At 71.3% G+C, this 23,987-nt stretch carries 18 protein-coding genes and 2 pseudogenes; 7 read left to right on the top strand and 13 right to left on the bottom strand.

Features of this window, described 5'->3' with window-relative positions; genetic code table 11:
• Positions 1-113 precede the first annotated feature (113 nt).
• From BFF77_RS09370 to mshD, 4 genes are all read right to left on the bottom strand, one after another.
• On the bottom strand, positions 114-581 hold the full coding sequence (locus tag BFF77_RS09370; RefSeq protein WP_079124971.1) for an NUDIX hydrolase: 468 nt from the start codon (positions 579-581) through the stop codon (positions 114-116).
• A 116-nt stretch (positions 582-697) separates the two neighbouring features.
• Positions 698-1,753, bottom strand: coding sequence for a CHAD domain-containing protein (locus BFF77_RS09365; RefSeq protein ID WP_425424360.1), 1,056 nt, complete (start codon positions 1,751-1,753; stop codon positions 698-700).
• Positions 1,740-3,968: an RNA degradosome polyphosphate kinase gene (locus BFF77_RS09360; RefSeq protein WP_066946238.1), complete on the bottom strand. Its 2,229-nt coding sequence runs from the start codon at positions 3,966-3,968 to the stop codon at positions 1,740-1,742. Before BFF77_RS09360 ends, BFF77_RS09365 begins: the two co-directional genes overlap by 14 nt.
• 856 nt (positions 3,969-4,824) lie before the next feature.
• Positions 4,825-5,745, bottom strand: a complete 921-nt coding sequence (mshD, locus tag BFF77_RS09355) for a mycothiol synthase (protein WP_066946237.1) — start codon at positions 5,743-5,745, stop codon at positions 4,825-4,827.
• Positions 5,746-5,980: 235 nt separating this feature from the next.
• Between mshD and BFF77_RS09350 the strand changes: the two genes are divergently transcribed.
• The 4 genes from BFF77_RS09350 (at position 5,981) to BFF77_RS09335 (ending at position 11,311) form a co-directional block, all read left to right on the top strand.
• Positions 5,981-7,792 (top strand): bifunctional metallophosphatase/5'-nucleotidase, encoded by a 1,812-nt coding sequence (locus tag BFF77_RS09350; protein ID WP_066946234.1) that lies wholly within the window; start codon positions 5,981-5,983, stop codon positions 7,790-7,792.
• A 217-nt stretch (positions 7,793-8,009) separates the two neighbouring features.
• A complete protein-coding gene (locus BFF77_RS09345; protein WP_066946231.1) occupies positions 8,010-8,897 on the top strand; it encodes a phosphatidylinositol-specific phospholipase C in 888 nt (295 codons plus the stop codon).
• A 127-nt stretch (positions 8,898-9,024) separates the two neighbouring features.
• Positions 9,025-9,960 (top strand): hydroxymethylbilane synthase, encoded by a 936-nt coding sequence (hemC, locus tag BFF77_RS09340; RefSeq protein WP_066946228.1) that lies wholly within the window; start codon positions 9,025-9,027, stop codon positions 9,958-9,960.
• A 157-nt stretch (positions 9,961-10,117) separates the two neighbouring features.
• Positions 10,118-11,311 (top strand): serine hydrolase domain-containing protein, encoded by a 1,194-nt coding sequence (locus BFF77_RS09335; RefSeq protein WP_066946225.1) that lies wholly within the window; start codon positions 10,118-10,120, stop codon positions 11,309-11,311.
• 118 nt (positions 11,312-11,429) lie between these two features.
• On the opposite strand, the gene BFF77_RS09330 is transcribed toward BFF77_RS09335, so the two are convergent.
• The 3 genes from BFF77_RS09330 to BFF77_RS09320 form a co-directional block, all read right to left on the bottom strand.
• Positions 11,430-13,406, bottom strand: a complete 1,977-nt coding sequence (locus BFF77_RS09330; RefSeq protein ID WP_066946222.1) for a WD40 repeat domain-containing protein — start codon at positions 13,404-13,406, stop codon at positions 11,430-11,432.
• Between the two features lie 276 nt (positions 13,407-13,682).
• Positions 13,683-14,624 carry an RNA polymerase sigma-70 factor gene (locus BFF77_RS09325; RefSeq protein ID WP_066946219.1) on the bottom strand — a complete coding sequence of 314 codons (942 nt, stop codon included), beginning with the start codon at positions 14,622-14,624 and terminating at the stop codon, positions 13,683-13,685.
• Between the two features lie 78 nt (positions 14,625-14,702).
• On the bottom strand, positions 14,703-16,241 hold the full coding sequence (locus tag BFF77_RS09320) for an FG-GAP-like repeat-containing protein (protein WP_079124968.1): 1,539 nt from the start codon (positions 16,239-16,241) through the stop codon (positions 14,703-14,705).
• Between the two features lie 200 nt (positions 16,242-16,441).
• Between BFF77_RS09320 and BFF77_RS09315 the strand changes: the two genes are divergently transcribed.
• Positions 16,442-16,960 (top strand): hypothetical protein, encoded by a 519-nt coding sequence (locus BFF77_RS09315; RefSeq protein ID WP_066946216.1) that lies wholly within the window; start codon positions 16,442-16,444, stop codon positions 16,958-16,960.
• A 52-nt stretch (positions 16,961-17,012) separates the two neighbouring features.
• On the opposite strand, the gene BFF77_RS09310 is transcribed toward BFF77_RS09315, so the two are convergent.
• The 6 genes and pseudogenes from BFF77_RS09310 to BFF77_RS09285 all read right to left on the bottom strand — a co-directional run bounded on the left by BFF77_RS09310 (position 17,013) and on the right by BFF77_RS09285 (position 22,754).
• Complete coding sequence (locus BFF77_RS09310) at positions 17,013-18,431, bottom strand: sensor histidine kinase (protein WP_066946214.1); 1,419 nt, start codon at positions 18,429-18,431, stop codon at positions 17,013-17,015.
• Between the two features lie 134 nt (positions 18,432-18,565).
• Positions 18,566-19,291, bottom strand: a pseudogene (locus BFF77_RS09305) (response regulator transcription factor); the annotation flags it as partial.
• A 109-nt stretch (positions 19,292-19,400) separates the two neighbouring features.
• Entirely contained in the window at positions 19,401-19,637 is a 237-nt protein-coding gene (locus BFF77_RS35530; RefSeq protein WP_066946212.1) for a hypothetical protein, read from the bottom strand.
• Positions 19,638-19,663: 26 nt separating this feature from the next.
• Complete coding sequence (locus BFF77_RS09295) at positions 19,664-20,683, bottom strand: S1C family serine protease (protein WP_066946209.1); 1,020 nt, start codon at positions 20,681-20,683, stop codon at positions 19,664-19,666.
• 133 nt (positions 20,684-20,816) lie between these two features.
• A complete protein-coding gene (locus BFF77_RS09290) occupies positions 20,817-21,839 on the bottom strand; it encodes a LacI family DNA-binding transcriptional regulator (protein ID WP_066946206.1) in 1,023 nt (340 codons plus the stop codon).
• 24 nt (positions 21,840-21,863) lie between these two features.
• A complete protein-coding gene (locus BFF77_RS09285; RefSeq protein WP_245703328.1) occupies positions 21,864-22,754 on the bottom strand; it encodes a response regulator transcription factor in 891 nt (296 codons plus the stop codon).
• A gap of 321 nt (positions 22,755-23,075) precedes the next feature.
• Here BFF77_RS09285 and BFF77_RS36715 point away from each other — a divergent pair.
• Positions 23,076-23,604 (top strand): annotated as a pseudogene (locus tag BFF77_RS36715) (alpha/beta hydrolase); the annotation flags it as partial.
• A 126-nt stretch (positions 23,605-23,730) separates the two neighbouring features.
• Entirely contained in the window at positions 23,731-23,985 is a 255-nt protein-coding gene (locus BFF77_RS09280) for a MoaD/ThiS family protein (protein WP_066946203.1), read from the top strand.
• Positions 23,986-23,987 lie beyond the last annotated feature (2 nt).

Genomic DNA, 23,987 nt, shown 5'->3' with positions numbered 1-23,987 from the left:
CGGTGCCGACCTTTCTTTTGAAGGGTCCGGTTCATCTTGGGGGCGTTTTCTGCTGCTGCTGACGGCTGATCATGCTCGAAATCACCCACCGGTCCGTCGGCCGTGAAACGGGATCAGGTCGCGTGCAGCGCGTCCAGCAAGGCGTCCACCAGGACGCGGTCGCGGGGCTGGGTGAGCCGCTCCCGGGCCGCCGCGGGAGCGAGCCAGACTATGCGGTCGACCTCGGTGTTCGGCGTGAAGGCGCCGTCCGTCGCCTCCGCCGCCCAGTAACTGACCAGCTTGGGACGGCCCTGGGCGAGATAGCGGACCGTGCCGAGCCGGGCGCCGGGCGCGCAGTGGTGCCCGGTCTCCTCGTACACCTCGCGCAGGGCGCCGGCCAGGGTGTCCTCCGCGCGCTTGAGCTTGCCCTTCGGGTGCGACCAGTCGTCGTACTTCGGCCGGTGCACGAGACAGATCTCGGGTCCGCCGGCTCCCTCGCGCGGGCGGCGCCAGAGGACACAGCCGGCCGCGAGCACGGTGTCGTCCGGACCGTCGTGCCCGGCGCCCGCCGTGGGGCCGCCGTCCTCGCCGTCGCCCGCGATGCCCCCGCGCTCGTACGTGTACGCGCCGTCGGGCCCGATCTCGTCCTCGGGCCCGCCCGCGCCGTCGGGCCCGCCCGCGCCGTCGCGGTCCCGGCCGTACTCGTGCCCGTGGCCGGTCACGGCGCGCTCGCCGCCATCGGCATCTGCTGCCACACCTGCTGGAAGGCGAAACGCGCCGCCTCCACCTCAAGGCGCTGGTCCGCGTGCAGGACGCCCAGGGCGTACGCCGTCGCCGGAGCGATCCGCGGGGTACGGGCCGCGTTCGCGGCGGCTGCCGCCGCCTCGGCCGCGTCCCGGTGCCGGTCCAGCGCCTGGCCCGCGCCCAGCAGCATCGGGTCGGGGGCGCCGCCCGCGCACCAGACCTCCTGCCCGTAACGGTGCAGCCGCAGCAACTGCCGTACCTGGTGCCAGGGCGCGTCCTGCGCCTCGCCCTCCGAGGCGGTGGCGAGACCGTGGACCAGGGCCTCCGCGTTGTACGGATGCGCCGCGCGCGCCAGCGGCAGCGCGGCCACCGCGTCCAGCAGCTGCCGGGCCGTGAGCTCACCGGGCTCGGCCATCACCTCCACGGCGGGCGCCGCGGCCAGCGGCCCGAGCGGTACCTCCGAGGCCAGTACGGCCACCGCGTCCGCCACCGCGTGGAAGCGCGACGAGCCGAGCGCCTGGAGCGCCGCCGAATGGGCTCGCGTCCTGGCGAGGGTGAGCTGACGGTCCAGCAGCGCCCCCGCGCGGGACGCCCCGACCGTGAGCGTGCCGGGCGGCGCGCCCTCGGGCCGGTCCTCCGAACGCGAGACGGGCGCGGCCGACGCCGCCGTCGCGCCCGAGAGCCGGGCCAGCGCGCCGAGCAGCCGGTGCAGCCTGCTCGTACACGCGTGTTCCTGGGCGAGGGTGCCGGAGAGCCAGCCCAGTTCCGTACGGAGCTGGTCGGCCCAGGCGGGATCGAGCAGCGGCCGGTACGTGTGCAGTCCGCCGCCGATCCTGCGCGCCGCGCCGCGCAGCGTACGGGCCGCGGCCTCGGCCGCCGCCGTGTCCGAGCCGCTCTCGCCGTACATCCGCAGCCCGCGCAGGAAGTCTCCCGCGCGGGCGTGCAGATATCCGGACAGGACCTCGCCCGCCGTCAGGCGGTCGGTGTCGCCCGCGACAAAGGGGTCGATGTCCACTTCATGGTGCTGCACGCCGGCGCCTCCGGGCGTCTATGAGCATTTCCTGTACGTTCCGCAGCGGCCGGCCGTCCTGGTCCGTGGCATGCCGGGTCCAGTTGCCGTCCGCGCCGAGGTGCCAGGAGGAGGTGTCGTCGGACATCCCGGTCTCCAGCAGCCGGGTGAGTGCCGCGCGGTGGGCCGGATCGGTGACCCGGACCAGTGCTTCGATACGCCGGTCGAGATTGCGGTGCATCATGTCCGCGCTGCCGAGCCAGACCTCCGGCTCCCCGCCGTTGCCGAAGGCGAAGACCCGGGAGTGCTCCAGGAAGCGGCCCAGGATCGAGCGCACCCGGATGTTCTCGGAGAGCCCGGCGACCCCGGGACGCAGGGCACAGATGCCCCGGACCCAGACGTCGACCGGCACGCCCGCCTGCGAGGCCCGGTAGCAGGCGTCGATGATCGCTTCGTCGACCATCGAATTGACCTTGAAGCGGACATAGGCGGGCCGTCCCGCCCGGTGGTGCGCGACTTCCTTGTTGATCCGGGCGATCAGTCCGTCACGCAGCGACTTCGGAGCGACCAGCAGCCGGCGGTAGGTCTCCCGGCGCGAGTAGCCCGACAGCCGGTTGAACAGGTCGGACAGGTCGGCGCCGACCTGCGGGTCCGCGGTGAGCAGCCCGAGGTCCTCGTACAGCCGCGCCGTCTTCGGGTGGTAGTTGCCCGTGCCGACATGGCTGTAGCGGCGCAGAGTGTCACCCTCCTGCCGTACCACCAGCGAGAGCTTGCAGTGCGTCTTCAGCCCGACCAGGCCGTACACCACATGGCAGCCGGACTCCTCCAGCTTCCGCGCCCACTTGATGTTCGCCTGCTCGTCGAAGCGCGCCTTGATCTCGACCAGGACGAGGACCTGCTTGCCCGACTCCGCCGCGTCTATCAGCGCGTCCACGATCGGCGAGTCGCCGGAGGTGCGGTAGAGCGTCTGCTTGATGGCCAGCACGTCGGGATCGGCCGCGGCCTGCTCCAGGAAGGCCTGGACGGAGGTCGAGAACGAGTCGTACGGGTGGTGCAGGAGCACGTCGCGTTCGCGCAGCGCGGCGAAGATGTCCGGCGCGGAGGCCGACTCCACCTCGGCGAGATCGCGGTGCGTGCCCGCTATGAACTTGGGGTACTTCAGCTCGGGCCGGTCCAGCCGCGAGATCCCGAAGAGCGCCGTCAGATCCAGCGGTCCCGGCAGCGGATAGACCTCGGCGTCGGACACCTTCAGCTCGCGGACCAGCAGATCGAGGATGTACGGGTCGATCGACTCCTCGACCTCCAGCCGGACGGGCGGGCCGAAGCGGCGCCGCATCAGTTCCTTCTCCAGCGCCTTGAGGAGGTTCTCGGCGTCGTCCTCCTCCACCTCCAGGTCCTCGTTACGGGTCACCCGGAACATGTGGTGCGCCAACACCTCCATCCCGGGGAACAGCTCCTCCAGATGGGCGGCGATCACATCCTCCAGCGGGACGTACCGCTGCGGCGAGGCCTCCAGGAAGCGGGAGAGCAGCGGCGGCACCTTGACGCGCGCGAAGTGCCGGTGGCCGCTGACGGGATTGCGTACGACCACGGCCAGATTGAGCGAGAGCCCGGAGATGTACGGGAAGGGATGCGCCGGGTCGACGGCCAGCGGTGTGAGGACCGGGAAGATCTGCTGTCGGAAAAGTGTGAACAGACGCGCCTGTTCCTTGTCGGTCAGCTCGGGCCAGCGGATGATGTGGATGCCCTCGTCGGCCAGGGCGGGCGCGATGTCCTGCTGGTAGCAGGCGGCGTGCCGGGCCATGAGCTCGCGGGAGCGGGTCCAGATCAGATCGAGGACCTCGCGGGGCTGGAGGCCGGACGCGGAACGGGTGGCGACACCGGTCGCGATGCGCCGCTTGAGACCGGCCACCCTGACCATGAAGAACTCGTCCAGGTTGGACGCGAAGATGGCGAGGAAATTGGCCCGTTCGAGCAGCGGGGTCGCGGGGTCCTCGGCGAGCTCCAGGACGCGCTCGTTGAAGGCCAGCCAACTGCGCTCACGGTCGAGGAAGCGCCCCTGGGGCAGCTCGTCGCCCTCCTGGTCGCCGTCCTCCTCGTACACGTCGAGATCGGAGTCCAGATCGGGTTCGAGGCCGGAGGAGGCCGTGGCGACCGTGTGAGGGCGGTGGGCGGTGATGAAACCGACGGAGGGCTGGGTCTGCTGTACCGGTACCTCGGCGGGCTGCTGGCTCATGTCCCCATTCTTCCGCGCAGAGGGGACGACCGGCGCGTCGGAGAGGGCAGGGGCGAGGCGGATCCTGCCGTTCGATGAGGGGGGCAGAGCGGGCTGCATTGGGAGAGAGTCGCAAGACCGTCTGAATGGCCGGTAACGGTGACATGACGTGAAGGAAAGCGGGACAGGGCTCCCCGGGGGTGTTCTGGAGCGGATCGGGGGCGCTCCGGCGCGACGGCGGCGAGGGTGCGCCGGAGCACATGCTGTCACGGGTCGTGCGCGCGGGGTGATGATTCGGGCCTGCCGGTTGACCCGCGCGGGCCCGGGGCTGCCGGCCGGGCCTGCCGGCCTGCCGGGCCGGCTGAAACGGGGCGGGCGGCCGGGGCCGGCCGGGGTACCGGCCGGGGTCCTCGCCGGGCGCTCCGAGGCCGCCGCCCGGTGTCCCGAGGCCACCGCCCGGGCGCCCCGGGACTGTCGGTCGGCGCTCGGGGCCGTGGCCCGGTGTTCCGAAGCCGCGGTCCGGTGCTTCAGGGGCGTCGACCGGCGTTCCGGGTTCGTAGCCCCGGCGCTACGGCACCGTCGGCCGGCGCTCGGGGCCGTCGCCTGGGGGTCCGGGACCGCGGTCCGGTGCTCCGGGGTCGTCGTCCGGTGCTCCGTGACCGTCGCCTGGCGTTCCGGGGCCGTCGGTCGGCGCTCCGAGGTCGTCGCCCGGCGCTCCGGGCCTGCCGCCCCGCGCTTCGAGGCCGAGGGCCCCGGCGTCCCAGGACTGCCGCCCGTCGCCCTGAGGCCGCCGCCCGGGCGCCCCGGGACCGTCGCCCGGCACCCTGGCGCCGTCGCCGGCCCCCGAGGCCGCCGTCCCACGCTCCGGGACCCTCGGTCAGGACTCCGTGCGGTACATCAGGTCCACCTCGTGCGTACGGAAGCCGAGCCGCTCGTACACCGTCACCGCCGCCGCGTTGTCCGCGTCCACGTACAGCATCGCGGTCGGCAGACCCTGCGCCGCGAGATGGCGCAGCCCGATGACGGTGAGCGCCTTGCCGAGACCGCCGCCCTGCGCGTCGGGGCGGATGCCGAGGACGTACACCTCGCCGATCTGCTCCTCGGCGTGCACCTTGGTCCAGTGGAACCCGATCAGCTCCCCGCCGCGCTCCGCCAGGAAGAAGCCCTTCGGGTCGAACCACGGCTCGGCCATGCGGTCGTCCAGGTCACGCTGCGTCAGCGAGCCCTGTTCCGGGTGGTGCGCGAAAGCCGCGGCGTTGAGCGCGAGCCAGCCGGCGTCGTCCTGTCCGGGCACGAACGTACGGATGGTGACGCCGGCGGGCAGCGCCGCCTCGGTGACGCCCGGTTGGCCCAACGGGCGCCGCAACTGGCGCAGTTCGCGGAAGAGCGTCAGCCCGAGCACCTGGGCGAGATGCCGGGCCGCCGACTTGCCGCCGTGCGCCCACACCCGCAGCCGCTTGCCGGACGCGCCCAGCAGCGCGGTGCCCAGCGCCCGGCCGTGGCCCTGGCCGCGGCAGCCGGGCCGTACGACCAGTTCCGCGGCCGGCGCCTCGACGGGATCGGTGTCCTCCAGCTGCGCGTAACCGACGAGTTCGCCCTCGACGTCGAGCAGGAAGTGCCGTACGCCCTCGCGGTGTCCGCCGCGCAACTGGAGCCTGCCCTGTTCGGAGACGGCCTGTACCCCGTCCGAGGCGACCGCGTCGGCCAGCAGGTCGGACACGTCCTCGGCCTGTTCCGTGGTCAGCGCGTCAAGGGTCTGGATCTGCCGGCCGGGCTCGCGGGCTGCTGCGTCAGTCATGGATCGAGGGTACGGCGACGGCGGGCCCGTATCGCAGATCCGCCCGTCCCCCGACAGCTTCCCCACCCGCAAAGTCAACCGTCTTGTAACCCGGGACCCCCTGTCGTGCTACGCGCGTTGACCCTAGGCTGCCGTCGTCTTCATAAGACTCCGGACTTTTCATGACTCTCAACACCTCAAGAACCTGAATACCCTCAAGATTCTTCAGGCATACGTTCGATCCACAAGGGGACCGATGTCAGCGAGACCGCAGAACAAGCGCGCGACCCGGCGGCTGCTCGCCGCCGCCGCAGGACTGGCCACTGTCGGAGCGCTCGTCGCGGCGATGCCGGCCGTGGCGAGTCAGGACGACGACGGGAACAAGGGCCACCACAAGGACGACTTGGTCAAGGTCCAGCTCCTTTCCTTCAACGACCTGCACGGAAACCTGGAGCCTCCCACGGGCTCGTCCGCGAACGTCAACGAGAAGCAGGCCGACGGCTCGGTCAAGACGGTCCCCGCCGGTGGTGTCGAGTACCTGGCGACCTCGCTGCGCAAGGCGCGCGAGGGCAACAAGTTCTCCATCACCGCGGCGGCCGGTGACATGGTGGGCGCCAGCCCGCTGCTGTCCGGCCTCTTCCACGACGAGCCGACCATCGAGGCGCTCAACGGGCTCGACCTCGATGTGACCGGCGTCGGCAACCACGAGTTCGACGAAGGCGCCGTCGAGCTGGCCCGTCTCCAGAAGGGCGGCTGTCACCCGGTCGACGGCTGCTACGAGAAGGGGAAGAAGTTCAAGGGCGCCGACTTCCCGTACCTCGCGGCCAATGTGACGTCGGAGAAGACCGGCAAGCCGATCCTCGCTCCGTACGAGATCTGGAAGAGCCACGGCATCAAGATCGGCTTCATCGGTGTCACCCTGGAGGGCACGCCGAACATCGTGACCGCCGAGGGCGTCAAGGGACTCAAGTTCCACGACGAGATCGAGACGGTCAACAAGTACGCCAAGGAGCTGGAGGAGCAGGGCGTCAACTCGATCGTCGCGCTGATCCACGAGGGCGGCTCGCCGGCCTCCTCCTCGTACAACTACGACTGTGACAGCCCGGCGCCCGGCGGCGGCATCTCGGGCCCGATCGTCGACATCGCGAAGGGCATCTCGCCGCAGGTCGACGCGCTGGTCACCGGCCACACGCACAACGCCTACGCCTGCACCATCCCGGACCCGGCCGGCAACCCGCGTCTGGTCACGTCGGCCGCGTCGTTCGGCAGGCTGTACACGGACACCACGCTCACCTACGACCGTCGTACCAACGACATCGTGCGGGCGAGTGTGAAGTCGGCGAACCACGTCGTCAGCCGTGACCAGCCCAAGGCCCAGGACATGACGGACCTGATCGGGCGCTGGAACAAGCTGGCCGCGCCGATCTCCAACACCCCCCAGGGCTACATCTCCGCGGACATCAACGGCCGCGGTGCGACGACCGAAGAGTCCCCGCTCGGTGACCTGATCGCTGACGCCCAGCTCGCGGGTACGGCACCGGCCGACAAGGGCGGCGCGCAGCTCGCCTTCATGAACCCGGGCGGCATCAGGGCCGACCTGGTCTACAAGGCGTCGGCGGCCGAGGGCGACGGTGTCGTGACCTACGGCGAGGCCTTCACGGTCCAGCCGTTCACCAACATGATGAACGTGTTCGATCTGACGGGCGCTCAGGTCATCACCGCTCTCCAGCAGCAGGTGAGCGGTCTGAACCTGACGTCTCCGAAGTACCTTCAGGTGTCGAAGGGCCTCACCTACACCCTGGACAAGAGGAAGACGGGCGCGGACCGCATCCTCGTGGACACGGTGAAGCTGAACGGTGAGGCGATCGACCCGGCGAAGACCTACCGTGTCGCGATGAACGAGTTCCTCGGCGGCGGCGGCGACGGCTTCGCGGCGCTCGGCCAGGGCAAGAACAAGCTGGTCGGCCCCTCGGACCTGGACCTGCTGAACGCGTACCTCGCGGCGAACTCGTCGGCCCAGTCCCCGCTGACCCCGCCGGCGGCGGACCGGATCACGGTCATCCGCTAGTTCCAGCTGGTTCCCGGCAGTTCCCGCCGGTTCCCGGCTCGGCGGTGGCGCCGCGGGTTCCGGTACAGATGTACGGAGGGCGGTGGGCTTCGGCTCACCGCCCTTTGTGCTGCGCTCCGTTCATTCCGCCGCCGTTCATTCGAGCCTGTTCCGGGTGTGACGTGTACCGGACATAATCCGAGGGCTGACCCCCCACAGCAGACGGAGGCACCCTCGTATGAGCACCCATACCGGTACGCGCCGCGGCTTTCTGGCCGGTGCGCTCGCTGTTTCCGCCACCGCCCTCGTCGGCGCGGCCCCGGCCGTCGCCGCCTCGCGGCGGGCGCTCGCCCCGCAGGACTGGATGGGCGGTCTCGGTGACGCCACGCCCGTGCAGCGGCTGACGATTCCCGGTACGCACAACTCCGGCGCGCAGGTCGGCGGATTGTGGGTGGCGTGCCAGAACACCACCGTCGCCGCGCAGCTGAACAGCGGCATCCGCTTCCTGGACGTACGCTGCCGCGCCTTCGACAACGCGTTCAGCATCCACCACGCCGCGTTCTACCAGAACCTGAACTTCGACGACGTGCTCGGCGCCTGCCGGGACTTCCTGCGCGCCCACCCCTCCGAGACCGTGCTGATGCGGCTCAAGCAGGAGTACTCCGAGGAGAGCGACGCCGAGTTCCGGCGGATCTTCGACACCTATCTCGACGGCAAGGGCTGGCGCTCCCTCTTCCGGCTCGACGGCGGTCTGCCCACGCTCGGCGAGGCGCGCGGACGGGTCGTGCTGCTCGCGGACAACGGCGGGCTGCCCGGTGTGCGGTACGGCGACGGCGGCCTGTTCGACATCCAGGACGACTACCAGGCCGAGCCCTTCGCCAAGTACCCCAAGATCGAGGCCCACTTCCGCAAGGCCGTCCAGCAGCCCGGCAAACTGTTCGTCAACTACGTGAGCACGGCGGCCCTGTTGCCGCCCCGGTGGAACTCCGACCGGCTCAATCCACAGGTACACACGTTCCTCGACGGCGCGGAGGCGAGCGGCTGGCGCGGGCTCGGGATCGTACCGCTGGACTTCCCCGCGACCCGCTCCGGCCTGGTGGAATCCCTGATCCGGCACAACGGCTGACCGGCATCGGACACCCCGGCCGGCCGCCGGGAGCCGCGTGCGTACGGTCCGCCCGTCCCCGCCGCCGTCGGGCGGGAGGGACGGGCGGGCTGCCCGGGTGCGGACGCGACGGTCTATCGTGGGTGCCATGTCGGTCCCTGAGCTGATCCGTATCGTCTCCCGCGACTCGCCCATGGCCCTCGCCCAGGTGGCCCGCGTCCGCGCCGAGCTGGCCGTGCTCCACCCGGGTGTCGTGACCGAGGTCCTGCCGGTCAGGACCACCGGCGACAAGTGGATGGGAGACCTGAGCCAGGTCGAGGGCAAGGGCGCCTTCACCAAGGAGGTCGACGCCGCCCTGCTCTCCGGTGAGGCGGACCTCGCCGTGCACTGCGTCAAGGACATTCCCGCGGACCGCCCGCTGCCCGCGGGCACGACCTTCGCCGCCTTCCTCAAGCGCGACGACATCCGCGACGCCCTCGTCCACCCGGGCGGCCTCACTCTCGGCGAACTCCCGGCCGGCACCCGGATCGGCACCTCCTCGGTGCGCCGCGTCGCCCAGCTCGCCGCCTCCCACCCGCATCTGGAGTGCGTCCCGTTCCGGGGCAACGCCAACCGCCGGCTGGAGAAGCTCGCCGCGGGCGAGGCGGACGCCATCCTCCTGGCCGTCTCGGGCCTCGAACGCATCGGCCGCGAGGACGTGATCACCGAGATCCTCTCGCCCGAGACGATGTGCCCGCCGATCGGCGCGGGCGTTCTCGCCATCCAGTGCCGCGAGGACGACACCGTCCTGATAGACGCCGTCAGCGGCCTCGGGGATCCGGACACCTACCGTGAGACGACGGCGGAACGCATGTTCCTCCATGTCCTCCAGGGCCACTGCAACTCACCGATCGCCGGATACGCCCGGGCCCAGCGCAACGGTGACCTCGCCCTGCGCGCGTGTGTCTTCACGCCCGACGGCAAGACCGTGCTCAACGCCCACGAGTGGGCGGGCCCGCTCGATCCCGCGACGCTCGGCACGTCCGTGGCCGTCTCGCTGCTGCGGCAGGGCGCGCGCGAACTGATCGACAGCATCGCGCACTAGGTCCTGCGAGCTTCTCGGTACCCGTTTCGGTGACCCTCTTGGTGACCGATTTGGTGACCGACCCGGTGACCGATGAATTCCGGCCACGGCCGAGGTCTCCCTTCCGACCGCACAGGTGGGACGGCGGACCGAGACCGTGGACCGAGAAGGTGGACCGATGAGTGAACTGCGCGACGTTCTGGACAAGCACATCAGCGAGGGGCCGGTGCCCGGAGCGGTGGCCCTGGTGGCCCGCGGCGACCGGGTCGAGGTCAGGACGGCGGGCTCCCTCGACATCGAGGGCACCGCCCCGGTCACCAGGGACACGATCTTCCGTATCGCCTCGATCACCAAGCCCGTCACCGCCGCCGCGGTCATGACGCTGGTCGAGGACGGCCGGATGGCGCTGGACGATCCGGTCGCGCCCTGGCTGCCGGAGCTGGCGTCGCCGTACGTCGTCCGGACGCCGGAGTCTCCCGTCGACGACGTGGTCCCGGCCACCAGGCCGATCACCGTCGCCGATCTGCTCACCGCCCGTGCCGGACACGGCTTCCCCGCCGACTTCTCGCTCCCGGCGGTCGCGCCGCTGTTCAGTGAGCTGAGGCAAGGGCCGCCGCAGCCTGATCGGATCGCGCCGCCGGACGCGTGGATGGCGACGCTGGCCCGTATCCCGCTGCTGAGCCAGCCGGGCGACGCCTGGCTGTACAACACCACTTCCGACATCCAGGGCGTGCTGATCGCACGGGTCTCGGGCCGTCCGCTGCCCGAGTTCCTGGCCGAGCGGATCTTCGAACCTCTCGGTATGGCCGACACGGGATTCCACGTACCGCGCGCCGACCTCGGCCGGTTCGCGAGCTGCTACCGCCGACGCGCCGACGACTCCACCGACCCCGACGGCTCCACCGGCTTCGCGGGCGGTCTCGAACTGGTCGACGCGCCCGACGGACGGTGGAGCAGCCCGCCGGCCTTCCCGTCGGGCGCCGGCGGTCTGGTCTCCACCGCCGACGACTGGCTCGCCTTCGGCCGGATGCTGCTCGCGGACGGGACCGCCGGCGGACGCCGGATCCTCACGCCCGAGTCCGTCAGGCTGATGACCACCGACCATCTCACCCCGGCCCAGCGCGACGCGGGCAGGCTGTTCCTGGAGGGCCAGGGCTGGGGCTTCGGAGGCTCGGTCGACATTGCGCCGGTCGACCCCTGGAACGTACCGGGACGCTACGGCTGGGTCGGCGGTACGGGAACGACGGCCCATGTCGTCCCGTCCACCGGCACGGTCACCGTCCTGCTCAGCCAGCTGGAGATGTCCGGCCCGACGCCGCCCGATCTGATGCGGGACTTCTGGCGGTGCGCGGCCGACGCGTACGACCGGTGACCGCGTGAGGCGAAGACGCCGGTGAGGCCGGGCCCCGCGACGGGGACCCGGCCTCACCGGCGTTCGTGACGCCCACGCCGTGACACTCGCTCTGCGGCGGTTACTTCCTCTGCGGCGGTTACTTCGTGAAGTACATGTACTTCCACGCGCCGTGCGTGGTCGAGTTCACGGTGTCGCCCGAGGACCCGTTGATGTACGAGGAGCGCATACGGGCGCGGATCCCGGCCTCGCCGGGCGCTCCGAGCTGCACCGCCGACTTCCCGTTGGTGGCCAGGGCGAAGTACTCGGAGCCCGAGTCGTACCAGGTGCCCTGGTAGTAGACCTGGAGCTGGAAGCGCTGCGCACGGCCCTTGTAGTACGTCATCGACGTCGTCAGGAGCGGGTCGGTGTTCTTGTGGAACCAGTAGTACGACGTGGAGCCGATCTTGCCCGTCTTGTAGTGCTTGGAGACGGCCGTGGAGACCTTGACGTTGGCGAAGGCGCTCGACTTCACCGTCTTGGGACCCGAGCGCGTGTCGCCCGTGTAGACGGCGGTGACCGAGGTGTCCCGGGTCATGTCCACGGTGGCGGACAGGTCGCCCCTGGAGTTGACCTTGCCCCTCTTCAGCAGCTTCTTGGGCTTGTCGCCGCCGGCCGGGTCGGCCCAGATCTCGACGACGCGGTTCGAGAAGGTCTTGCCGAGGTGGGCGGTGAAGGAGACATCGGCGCCGTAGGCGTAGACGGCGCCGTTGTGGTTGAGGGAGAGGGCGGTGGCCGTGCGCGAGACGGCGACCGTGTCCTTGCCCGTCGCGGGCGCGTGCGTGGCGTCGCCCGCGTACTGCGCGCTGTAGGTGACACTGCCGCCCGCGGGCGGGGCGTCGGTGAAGGAGAACGTGCCGGCGGAGCTGACCGTCTTCGTACCGAGCGAGCGGCCCTTGGGCGAGGCGATGTCGGTGCGGACGACGGTGACCTTCGTGCCCGCCGGGAACGCCTTGGCGGAGGCCAGCTTGCCGGTGACGGTGATCTTCTTGGCGCGCGTGGCCTTCGAGGGCGCGGCGACGCTCACCGCCGACGGGTAGCGGGCGGCGTTCTCCAGCACGCGCAGATAGTGCTTGCCGGAACCCTCGGCGACGGCGAACAGCCGGCTGCTGTCCGGCGCCCAGGCCAGTCCCTGGTTGGCGATGGTGTCGCCGCCGGTCGCGGTCTGCGCGTAGGTGTAGGTGCGGTACGGCTTCGTCGTACCCGGCTTGAAGACGAAGACGTCCTTGTCGTACCAGGCGAACGTGGACAGCGCGACCGTGCCGTCCGGAGCGATCGCGGCGGAGGTGGGGCTGCCGGCCTCGGTGAGGTAGGCGCCGGTACGGGTGAGGTCCTCGGTGTTGATCGCGGTGCCCGCGTACGGGGACTCGCCCGACGCCGCGACGATCTTCTTGCCGTCGGCGCTCAGCGCGAAGTCGTCCATGTACTCCGTGGCCTCGGCCGGCATGCCCTCCTTGAGGAGGACGGGAGCGCCGGTGGACACGTCGTACACGGCCAGGCTCGACCAGGTGCTGTGGGTGCCGAGCACCAGGGTGTTCCCGGCGGACTCCAGCTCGGGGGCCTCCTGCCACCACCCGTTGGGAAGCTGGTCGAGAGCGACCTCGGGGGTGCTCGCGGCAGGGTCGAACGAGCCCAGGCGGTGCGTGGGATCCTGCCCCCCGTACACGAACCACACCCGGCCGCCGGCCACGGCGAGCGTCTTCGGACCGGTGTTCTCGCCGGTCGCGTACCGGGCCGCCTCGGTCACGGTGGAGGTGGCGATGGCCACGACGCTGCTGTCGCCCGGGACGGCCGCGTAGACGGTGGCGGAGTCGGGCGCGATCGCCAGATCCCGTACGCCGGGGAGACCGGTGACGGTCGTCACGAGCTTGCCCGCGTAGTCGGTGACGACGACCTTGTTGCCGCTCGGGTCGCTGATGTAGACCCGCTTGTGGACACCGTCCACGGCGAGATCGCCGTACGAGCTGATGGGCAGGGCCGCGGCGGAGTCGGCGGTGGCCGAGCCCGCGGTGCCGACGGCGAGCGCCGACGAGCTGATGAGGACCGCGAGCGCGGTCGACAGGGTGCGCGTACGCACGGTGATTCGTACCCCCCACAAAGAGACCCGGTGGATGGGCCGGGTGCTGAGCCGGGCCGCGCGGCTTCCGAACACCGTTGCTGATGAAGGCTGATGAAGGCTGATGAGGTGATGAGAACGGGGTGCGGGGCGCGGCCACTCCTGTGTGCAGCGTATGCCACGCCGGTGACAGTGGGGCAAATGAATTGTTGGTGCTGGTGCCGGGGCGGGTACGGGTCGGCCGGGGCCGACGTGGTCCGCTGCGGGGACCTCTGTCGGCCCCCGCGCGCGGACTCCTCAACGCCGGTTCGGGCGCGGGCGGGCCTGCCTGATCTCGTGGTGGACGGCCCAGGCGTCGGCGACCGGCCCGAGGTGGCCGAGCTTGTCGGGATTGATCACGGAACGGATGGTCTGGATCCGCCCGCCGAGCACATCGAGGGCCAGGATGTACAGGACCCTGCCGTCCCGGTCGCGGAAGACCACGCCGGGCTGGCCGTTGACCTCGTGCGGCTCGAACGTCACGTCGACCCGGGTCAGCCGGGGGAAGAACGCGCCCAGCACCCTGGCCACGTTCTCCGCGCCCGTGACGGCTCTGGCCAGCTGCGGGGCCTTGCCGCCGCCGTCCCCGACCAGCCGCACATCGGTGGCGAGCAGATTCCGCAGCGCCTCCACATCGCCGTCCTTCAGCGCGTCGAGGAACCGCGTCGCCAGCTCCTGCCGCTCCTGACGGTCCGCCGCGAACCGCGGCCGTCCGGCCTCCATGTGCCGCCGGGCCCGCACCAGCAGCTGCCGGCACGCCGCCTCCGACCTGCCCACCGCGGTGGCGATCTCGTCGAACCCGAAGGCGAACACCTCCCGCAGCACGAACACCGCCCGCTCCAGCGGGCTGAGCCGCTCCAGCAGCAACAGCGCCGCCATCGACACCGAGTCGGCCAGCTCCACCGCCCGCGCCGGATCCTGGTACGGATCGCTGAGCAGCGGCTCGGGGAACCACGGGCCCACGTACTCCTCCCGCCGCACCCGCGCCGACCGCAGCACATCGATCGAGATCCGTGTCACCACGGCCGACAGAAAGGCTTTGGTCGACGCGGGCCGGGTCGACGAACCGTCAAAGCGCAGCCAGGTCTCCTGCACCGCGTCCTCGGCCTCACCCACACTGCCCAGAATCCGGTAGGCGATCGAGAACAGCAGTGGCCGCAGCTCCTCGAACTCCTCGGCCCTGCCCGGTCGCGCGTCCATGGTGTGCTCCTCCGAGGTCGTCCGTGGCTCCCCCCTCTGGGACGGGGCAGCCCGGCCCCCTGTGACATGGAGCCGCCGCTACGGCGCGAGGGTCTCCCCGAAGCGGGCGTCGGGGGAGGGGGCGCTGAGCGTGGCGCCGTCGAAGGACCATGATCCCTTGCCGGTGGGGCCGTTGCCCGTGCCGGGGAAGACCCAGGCGGCGCCGTCGTCGGTGTTCTTGCCCGGGGCGGACGCGACCAGCTCGGCCTTGCCGTCCTGGTCGGCGTCGATGAGCCGGACGGCCCCGCCGAACCAGTCGTGGTTCTCGTTGTCACCGGGGACGGACGGCGTGCTCTGGCTGAAGCTCAGCAGATTCCTCGGGGCGAGCCCCTGGGCGGTGCCACGCATCACCCACACGGTGCCCGGATCGGTGAGGCTGTTGATGTCGTTGGCCGGGGCGCCGAACGCGGCGTCGGCGTAGCCGTCGCCGTTGACATCCCCCACGGTGACGGAACTGCCGAAGCGGTCACCGGTCTTGTCGTCGCCGGAGGCGCCGATGGTGGTCTGGGTCCAGTGCTGGGTGGCGGCCGGACCACTCGGGCCGCTGAATCCGCCGAGGAAGACATCGATGGTGCCGCCGTCGAGCAGCGACTCGTTGAGGTCGTCGGTGTCGGTGGGGGAGCCGAAGACGAGGTCGGTCCAGCCGTCGTTGTTGATGTCGCCGGAGGCGCCGACCGGGCCGCCGCTGAGTCCACGGCCGTACGTCAGCCCGTCGGGGCCACCGGGAAGGTAACTGGCCCCGCCGAAGGTATAGACGGGATGGATCCCCTCATCGACGGTGACCGTGCCGAGCAGGACCACGTCGTCGGCGCCGCTGTTGCCGTAGTCGCCCGAGGTGAGGCCGGTGGGGGTGAACTCCTCCCGCCACTTCCAGTCCATGGGGGTGCCCTGCGCGGTGTGCCCGCCGTCGGCCGTGGCCTCGAAGCCGTAGGTCGACAGAGCTCTCCTGGACAGGAGGGCGAGCTCGACGTCGGTGCCCTTGAACCGGCCGGTGGCCAGTCCCATCCCGAAGCGGGTGCCCGCCGTCGGGGTGTCGTCCTGGAGCCACAGAGGGCCGGTGGTCCGCAGCCCGTTGGCGGAGCCCCACAGCACGACCGCGGCCCCCGCGTCGGCGGTGGTGCCGATGTCTCTGCCGGGCATGCCGATGACGAGATCGGCGTAGCCGTCGCCGTCCAGGTCGCCGGAGGCGGTGGTCCGTCCGAAGCCGTCGCCGGTCTGGGCGAGCCCCGGTATGCCGGGGGTGCTCAGGCTGAACGTCGCCCGGCGGGAGGTGGAGAGGCCGCTCGCGGACCCGTACAGCACGGCGACGTAGCCGGCGCCCTTCTGGGCGCTGACGGTGCCGCCGGGAGCGGAGACGACGAGGTCGGGATAGCCGTCGCGGTTGAAGTCGTCGTGGGCCGCCGCCAGGGCGTTGGGGGCGGCGGCCGGGGGAGAGGCCGTCGCGGTGATCGTGGCGCCGATCGTCAGCAGCACGGTCGCGGCGGCCGTGGCGGACATCCGGCTCGTGCGGCGTCGGGTGCTTCCGGTGGCGGTCGCGGTGGTCCTGGCGGTTCCGGTGGTGGCACGCTTACTGCGCATGTCGTGGCTCCTGGGATCTCGGCATGGTCAGGCCGGGCATGGAGTCGCGGGAGGCACCGCGGGGGCCCGTTCCCCGCTGTCGTGATGTTGGACCACGGACCGGGTGCAAGGGTTGTGCCGGGTGGGGGAACCGCCCTCACACTGCCTGGACCGCCGCCGGGTGGCGCCTCGTGCCCGTGGCCCGGTATTAGCCTGTCTCCGTGATATTTACCGATGACCGAGAGCTGCTTCCGGCTCTCGCCGCCGTGGCCGACGTTCCGTTCCACTACGCCGAGGACGCGGCCGACTTCGAGCCCTTCCCCGAGTTCCTGTCGGCCGAGGAGACCACCGAGTGGCTGCGGGCCTGGACCGGGAACGGTGAGGTGGACGGCGACGATTTCCGGGTGTTCGGTCAGGACGGTACGGGTGGCTACGCGGCGATCTGGCTGACGCGTCCGGATCGCCCGTTGGCCGACCAGCCGGTGGTCTTTCTCGGGTCCGAGGGCGAGACCGGTGTGGTCGCGACCGATCTGGCCGGTTTCCTGTGGCTGCTGGCCGACGGCCTCGGCCCCCGCGAGGCGGTCGAGTCACCGGGGCAGAGGCCGCGTACCGATGGGGAGCTGACGGCCATCGCCGAGCGGTTCGCACCAGGTTCTCGCCGGTCGGCGTCCGCGGTGATCGACGCCGCCGCGCGGGAGTTCCCCGATTTCGAGGACATCATCACCGCACTGTGCCGCTGAAGCCGGACCCGGACCAGGGCCGACCGTGACCGTCGGCCGCCGGAGCAGGGCCTCACAGGGTCTCCGGCGGCGGCGTGGGCGCGCCCGGGATACGGACGGCGGCCACCGTGCCGCCCCCCGCCGCGTGACGGAGGGCCACCTCGCCGCCCGTCTGGTGGATCGTACGGGCGACGATCGACAGGCCGAGGCCGGAGCCGGGGAGGGCGCGGGCGGAGGGCGAGCGCCAGAAGCGTTCGAAGACATGGGGGAGTTCGTCGGCCGGGATGCCCGGTCCGTGGTCGCGTACGGTCAGTTCGCCGCGTTCGCTCAGGGCGACCTCCACCGAGCCGCCCGGCGGGCTGAACTTCACCGCGTTGTCGAGGACGTTCACCAGCGCGCGTTCGAGCGCGGCCGGTTCGGCCCGTACGTACCAGGAGCGCAGATCCGCGGTGATGGTCAGCTCCGGGCCGCGCAGCCTGGCCCGTTCCAGCGCGCTCTCCACGATGTCGTGGAGCGCGACGACCTGGAGAGGGCCGGGATCGGTCGCGTCCGGGCGGGAGAGTTCCTGGAGATCGCCGATGAGGGAGGCCAGTTCGGTCATCTGTGCCTTGACGGAGGCCATCAGCGCCTTGCGGTCGTCGGGCGGGATCGCTCGGCCGGTTTCCTCGCTGCGCGCGAGCAGTTCGACATTCGTACGGAGCGAGGTCAGCGGCGTGCGCAGTTCGTGCCCGGCGTCGGCGATGAGCTGGGACTGCCGGTCGCGGGAGGACGCGAGCGCGGCGGTCATCGAGTTGAAGGAGCGGGAGAGCCGGGCGATCTCGTCCTCGCCCTCGACCGGGATACGGACGGTCAGGTCCTCCGTACGGGCCACATGCTCCACCGCGCGGGTCAGCCCGTCGACCGGCCGCAGACCCGTCCTGGCGACCCAGAGGCCGGCCGCGCCCGCGCCGAGGACACCGATGCCGGCGACGGCGGTCAGCAGCAGGGCGAGCCGGTTCAGCGCGGAGTTGATCTCGGTGAGGGGCCGCGCCACGGAGACGGCGATCGGAGCGCCGATCGCGGAGCCGGAGCGCAGGCGCTGCGTGAAGACGCGGACCTCGGTGCCGCTGTCGGTGGTGCTGTCGTGCAGGGAGGTGTGCTCGGTGCCGTCGGCGACCGCGAGATCCTCGGGCCGCACCTTCACCGCCTGCGAGTCAGGGGCCACGCACCGTGTGCCGTCGGCCAGGACCACCTGGATGTAGGCGAAGCCGGACGTGCCCGTGGTCTCGGGCGGGACGCCGCTGTTGCAGTTGTTCAGCGCGTCCTGCACGGTGCTGGGCGGCGCGGAGGTGTTCTCCAGCGAGGTGTCCAGCTCGCTCGGCAACTGCGTGCGGGTGAGCAGCCAGCAGGTCACGGCCACCGCGGCGACGGCGACGGCGACGGCCGTGGCGACCAGCAGCGCGAGCCGGGAGCGCAGCGGCAGCGACTGGAACCGGCGGACCGCGGTCCTCACTGCGCGCCACCGCCTCCGCCGCCCCGCGGACCGCCGGGCGCCGCGGTGGCCCCCGCACCGCCCGTACCGCCCGTACCGCCCGTGCCGCCGCTCGAACCGCTGCCTGAACCGCCCGTGCCGCTCGCACCGCCGGTACCGCTCGTACTGTCCGCACGCAGCGCGTATCCCACGCCACGCACCGTGTGCACCAGCCTCGGCTCACCGCCGCTCTCCGTCTTGCGGCGCAGATACATCACGTACACGTCGAGCGAGTTGGAACTCGGCTCGAAGTCGAAGCCCCAGACGGCCTTGAGGATCTGCTCGCGGGTGAGCACCTGCCGCGGATGCGCCAGGAACATCTCCATCAGCGTGAATTCGGTGCGCGTCAGCTCCACCCGGCGGCTGCCGCGGGTGACTTCGCGCGTGGTCAGGTCCATCCGCAGATCGGCGAAGGCGAGCACGTCGTTGCCCGGCGGCTCGCCGGCCGTCGTCGCGTACGAGCTGCGGCGCAGCAGGGCGCGGATACGGGCGAACAGCTCGTCGAGCTCGAACGGCTTGACCAGATAGTCGTCGGCGCCCGCGTCAAGTCCCGTGACGCGGTCGCCGACCGTGTCGCGGGCGGTCAGCATCAGGATCGGCACCTTCGAGCCGCCGGCCCGGAGCCGGCGGGCGGCGGTCAGCCCGTCCATACGGGGCATCTGGATGTCGAGGACGATCAGGTCCGGCGCGTACGCGGCGGCCTTGGCGAGGGCGTCGACACCGTCGACGGCGACCGCGGTCCCGTACCCGTCGAACGCGAGGCTCCGCTGGAGGGCCTCGCGTACGGCGGGTTCGTCGTCGACGATCAGGATTCTCTGGAGATCGCCTTCGGCGGGACTCATATCGCTTCTACCTCGTGGGTCTCGTCGGTCCGGTCGGTCGGGTCGGTCGTGCCGGTCCAGTCGGGTCGGTCGGTCCGGTCAGGTCGGTCCAGGCGGCTTCGCCGTCCTATCAGCGTCGCACGGCCGCGCCGCGCCTCCGCGCGGCCCGCCTCTTCCGGTTGCGGTCACCGCGTTCGCCGCGGGCCGGGCCGTGCGCCGTACCGCGAGTGGTGTCCGCCTGCCCGGCCGCCTCCGCACGCCGTGCGGAGGCCCGGACAAGATCATGGACGAGGGCGAGCGGAAGGGCCAGAGCGGCCGGTCCGACGGCCGGGGGCCGGGTGACGTCGCTCTCAGCCGTGGTGGCCATGATGACTCCTCCTCCGGTGGAACCGGTCAGTTCGTGCCCCCGCCGCGCAGCGCGGCGAGGTCCGACTTGACGGTGTTGATCGGGATGGCGAAGCCCAGGCCCACGCTCCCGGCGCCGGAGCCGCCGTCGACCGAGGACGAACTCGGCGCGTACATGGCCGAGTTGATGCCGATGATCTCGCCGTTCATGTCGATCAGCGCGCCACCGGAGTTGCCCGGGTTGAGCGAGGCGTCGGTCTGGAGCGCCTTGTAAGTGGTCTTCGAGGTCCCGGTGTCGCCGTTGAACTGCCGGCCGCCGAACTCGAACGGCCAGTTCCCGCCGCCGCCCTGCTCCTGGGTCGGGTCCTGGTCCTTGGCCACGGTGACATCGCGGTCGAGCGCCGAGATGATGCCGCTGGTGACCGTGCCGGTCAGGCCCTCGGGCGAGCCGATCGCCACGACCTCGTCGCCCACCCCCACCCGGTCGGAGTTGCCGAGGGTGGCCGTCTTGAGGCCGCTCGCGCCGTCCAGCTTGACGAGCGCGAGGTCCTTGTCGGCGTCGGTGCCCACGACCTGGGCGTTGTACGTCGTGCCGGTGCTGAGCCGCACCTTCACGGTCGCGGCACCGGCGATGACATGGTTGTTGGTGATGATCTCGCCGTCGGATGTGATGATCACGCCGGAACCGGTGGACTCTCCGGAGTTCGAGCTCGCGGTGATCTCGACGATCGTGGGGGACACGGCCTGGGCGACACCGGCGACCGTGCCCTTGCTGCTCTGCGAGACGGTGGTCCCGTTCACGATCGTGTCACCGGCGCTCGTACCGTCGCCGGAGTACCGCCCGACCAGGGTCGCCGTGCCGCCGCCGATGATCGCGGCGGCGATCGCCACGGCCGCGAGGAGTGCCACCGGCGCCTTGGCCCGGCCCCTGTGATGGGCGGGCGGTACGGAGGGACCGTACGCGGGCGGCGGCGGATACGCCTGGCCCGGGAACCCCGCGGAGGACCCTACGGAGGGCTGCTGCTGCGTGCTGTCTGCGTCGCCGCTGCTGCGGTAGTAGTCGGTCATGGAAACGACTGTCGGCGCGCCGGATGAGAACCGGCTGAGGACGTCCTGAGAAGCCCAACAAAACCGTGTATGCCCCATATAAAAAAGCGCGGGGGGTCCGCCGGGCACCTGCCCGTAGCCGCGGTGGCGGTTCCTACGCGCAGCCGCAGGAACGCCGCACGATCAGCGCCGACGGGAACTGCTTCACCCGTTCGCGCCGCGACCCGGCCACCCGCAGCCCGTCGTCCAGCACCAGATCCACCGCCGCCCGTGCCATCGCCGGCCGGTCCGAGGAGACCGTCGTTAGCGGCGGATCGGTGAGCGCGGCCTCCTTCACGTCGTCGAAGCCCGCCACCGCCAGCTCGCCCGGGACGTCGAGCCGCAGCTCGCGCGCGGCCCGCAGCACACCGATCGCCTGGTCGTCCGTGGCGCAGAAGATCGCCGGAGGTCTGTCGGGGCCGGACAGCAGCTCCAGCGCCACCACATAGGCGTCGTAACGGTTGTACGGAGCCTTGAAGAGGCGTCCCTCCACCGGCCGGCCGGACTCCAGCATCGCCCGCCGCCAGCCCTCGACGTGGTCGGTCACCGGGTCGCCGACGACCGGTGTGGACTCGACACCGCCGAGACACGCCACGTAGTCGTAGCCGTGCTCCAGCAGATGGCGGGTGGCGAGCTGGGCGCCGCCGATGTCGTCCGTGACCACCGCCACGTCGTCGATGCCCTCGGGCCGCTCGTGCAGCAGCACCACGCGGGCGTCCCACGCCTCGATCTCGGCGGCGGCGCGCTCGCTCGGGCCCTGGCTGACCAGGATCAGTCCGGACACCCGCATCCCGAGGAAGGCCCGCAGATAGTGGACCTCACGTTCGTCGCGGTAGTCGGAATTGCCGACCAGCACCATCTTCCCGCGCTCGGCCGCGGCCTGTTCCACCGCGTGCGCCATCTCCGCGAAGAAGGGCTGCCGGGCGTCCGGCACGACCATCCCTATCAAGTCGGTCCGCCGCGACGCCATGGCCTGGGCGACCCGGTCGGGGCGGTAGCCCAGCTCCTTGATCGCGGCGACCACCCGCTCGCGCGTGGCCGGGGCGACCGGCCGGGGTCCGTTGTTGATGACGTAGCTGACGACCGCCGTCGACGTACCCGCCAGTCGTGCCACATCGTCCCGCGTCACCTTGGCCACGCGCGGCAGTCTACGCGGGGTGACCTACCGCTTGGCAGGCCGTACGGCAGGTTCCTGCACCGGGACCGGCTCGGTGGCCGAAACCGTACGCCCGCGCTCCTCCGCCTTCTCGTGCCGCGGCTCGGCGCGACGATCGTGGCGGGGGTCGTGACGGAGGCCGCCACGAGAGGTGTCGCGCGGCTCGTCCCGGGAGGATTCGGGAGCTGTCGCCCTCGCCTTGGCCTCCTCGGCGGCCCGCTCGACCTTCTCCGGCGTGACGAAGCGGTAGCCCACGTTCCGTACGGTCCCGATCAGGGACTCGTGCTCGGGGCCGAGCTTGGCGCGCAGTCGCCGTACATGTACGTCGACCGTGCGCGTACCGCCGAAGTAGTCGTAGCCCCAGACTTCCTGGAGGAGCTGGGCCCGGGTGAAGACGCGGCCGGGGTGCTGCGCGAGGTACTTGAGCAGCTCGAACTCCTTGAAGGTCAGGTCGAGGACCCGGCCCTTGAGTTTCGCGCTGTAGGTGGCCTCGTCCACCGACAGGTCGCCGTTGCGGATCTCCATCGGGGAGTCGTCCGACGAGATCTGCTGGCGGCCCATCGCCAGCCGCAGACGTGCTTCGACCTCGGCCGGACCCGCCGTGTCGAGCAGTACGTCGTCGATGCCCCAGTCCGCCGTGACGGCGGCGAGCCCGCCCTCGGTCACGACGAGGATCAGCGGGCAGCCGGGCCCGGTGGAGCGCAGAAGCTGGCAGAGCGACCTGACCTGCGGAAGGTCGCGCCGGCCGTCGATCAGGATGACGTCGGCACCGGGGGTGTCGACAAGAGCGGGCCCCTCGGCCGGAGCGACCCGCACGTTGTGAAGCAGGAGTCCGAGTGCCGGCAGCACCTCCGTCGAGGGCTGGAGGGCGTTGGTCAGCAGCAGCAGAGAACTCATCGCCGCTCACCCGCCCAGGTGGGTCCGGTGGCCGGAGCGGCGGCCGGTGCGGTCGTCGGCCCTGCCGGTCCGGCCGGCTCGGTCGGACTGTGGTCGTACGGGGTTTGCTTGCCCATTACGTCAGTTCCTCCTCGGTCCCTGCGAGGACGTATGCGGCACTGCTCGGTAGTGCCGTAGCGCGGTGCTCGCACCGCACTGCTCAGTACTACCGCTTGGTACGGCCCGGTACCGCTGTGTCATCTGTCTGTAACAACGGACCGGAAACACAAAAGGACCCGGGGGCTACGTTGCCCGGATCCTCTTCGCAGCAGAATAACCCACATGTGCACCGCGTCATCCGGTCAATCCAACAGATCATCTGATTTGCCTACTGGACCCGGGGCCCGGCGCACGGTGCTGAGGACTGTGTACGGGGTCCCCGTCGAGGCGGTGTACGAGCCGTGTACGGCGGGTTTCGCCGGGGAATCCGGGGGCGCCGGCGGGACCGCGATCATGCCGGCGCACGGCTTCACCGGGTCGGCGCGACGACCGGCCGTACGGCGTGCCGCACGGGTCTTCGCCCAGCGTGCGGCGGTCGTGGCCTTCTCGTTCCGTGGGCACGGCGGCTCCGGCGGACGGTCCGCGGCCGGCGGCCGGGAGGTGCTCGGTCCGGCGGCGGCGATGGCATGGACACGCTCTCCCGGCCGTGAACGTGTGGTGACGGTGGTGCTGTCGATGGGCGGTTCCGGGGGTGCTGGGGTATGCCGCGTCGCACAGGGGGCGCACGGATGCGCGGACCGCCGCGGTTGCCTCCGTGAGCGCTCCCGCGCGCTGGTGCCACCGGGGGACGGCACCGATGCGGCGGCTGCGTTGAAGGGTTGTCCGGCCCGCCGGACGGCTCGCCGGACGCTCCGGATTGCATACGCGTGCGGAGGCCCGGACTCGGAACCGCCTCGGGCGTCGGCCATCATGGAGGCCGACGAAAGGGGTGCCGCCTATGGCAGCGGGCACGATCCGCTACTGGGCCGCGGCCAAGGCCGCGGCCGGAGTCGCCGAGGAATCGTATACGGCCGAGAACCTGGCCGAGGCGCTCGACGCCGTGCGGTCGAGGCACCCCGGTGAGCTGACGCGTGTACTCCAGAGGTGTTCGTTCCTCGTCGACGGTGACCCCGTGGGGAATCGGGGCCATGAGACCGTACGGCTTGCCGAGGGCGGCACGGTCGAGGTGCTCCCGCCGTTCGCAGGAGGGTGAAC

The organism is Streptomyces lushanensis, assembly GCF_001700515.1.
Lineage (GTDB): Bacteria > Actinomycetota > Actinomycetes > Streptomycetales > Streptomycetaceae > Streptomyces > Streptomyces lushanensis.
Note: the sequence above shows the minus strand (reverse complement) of the source record. Positions and strands in the feature narration are given on the sequence as shown.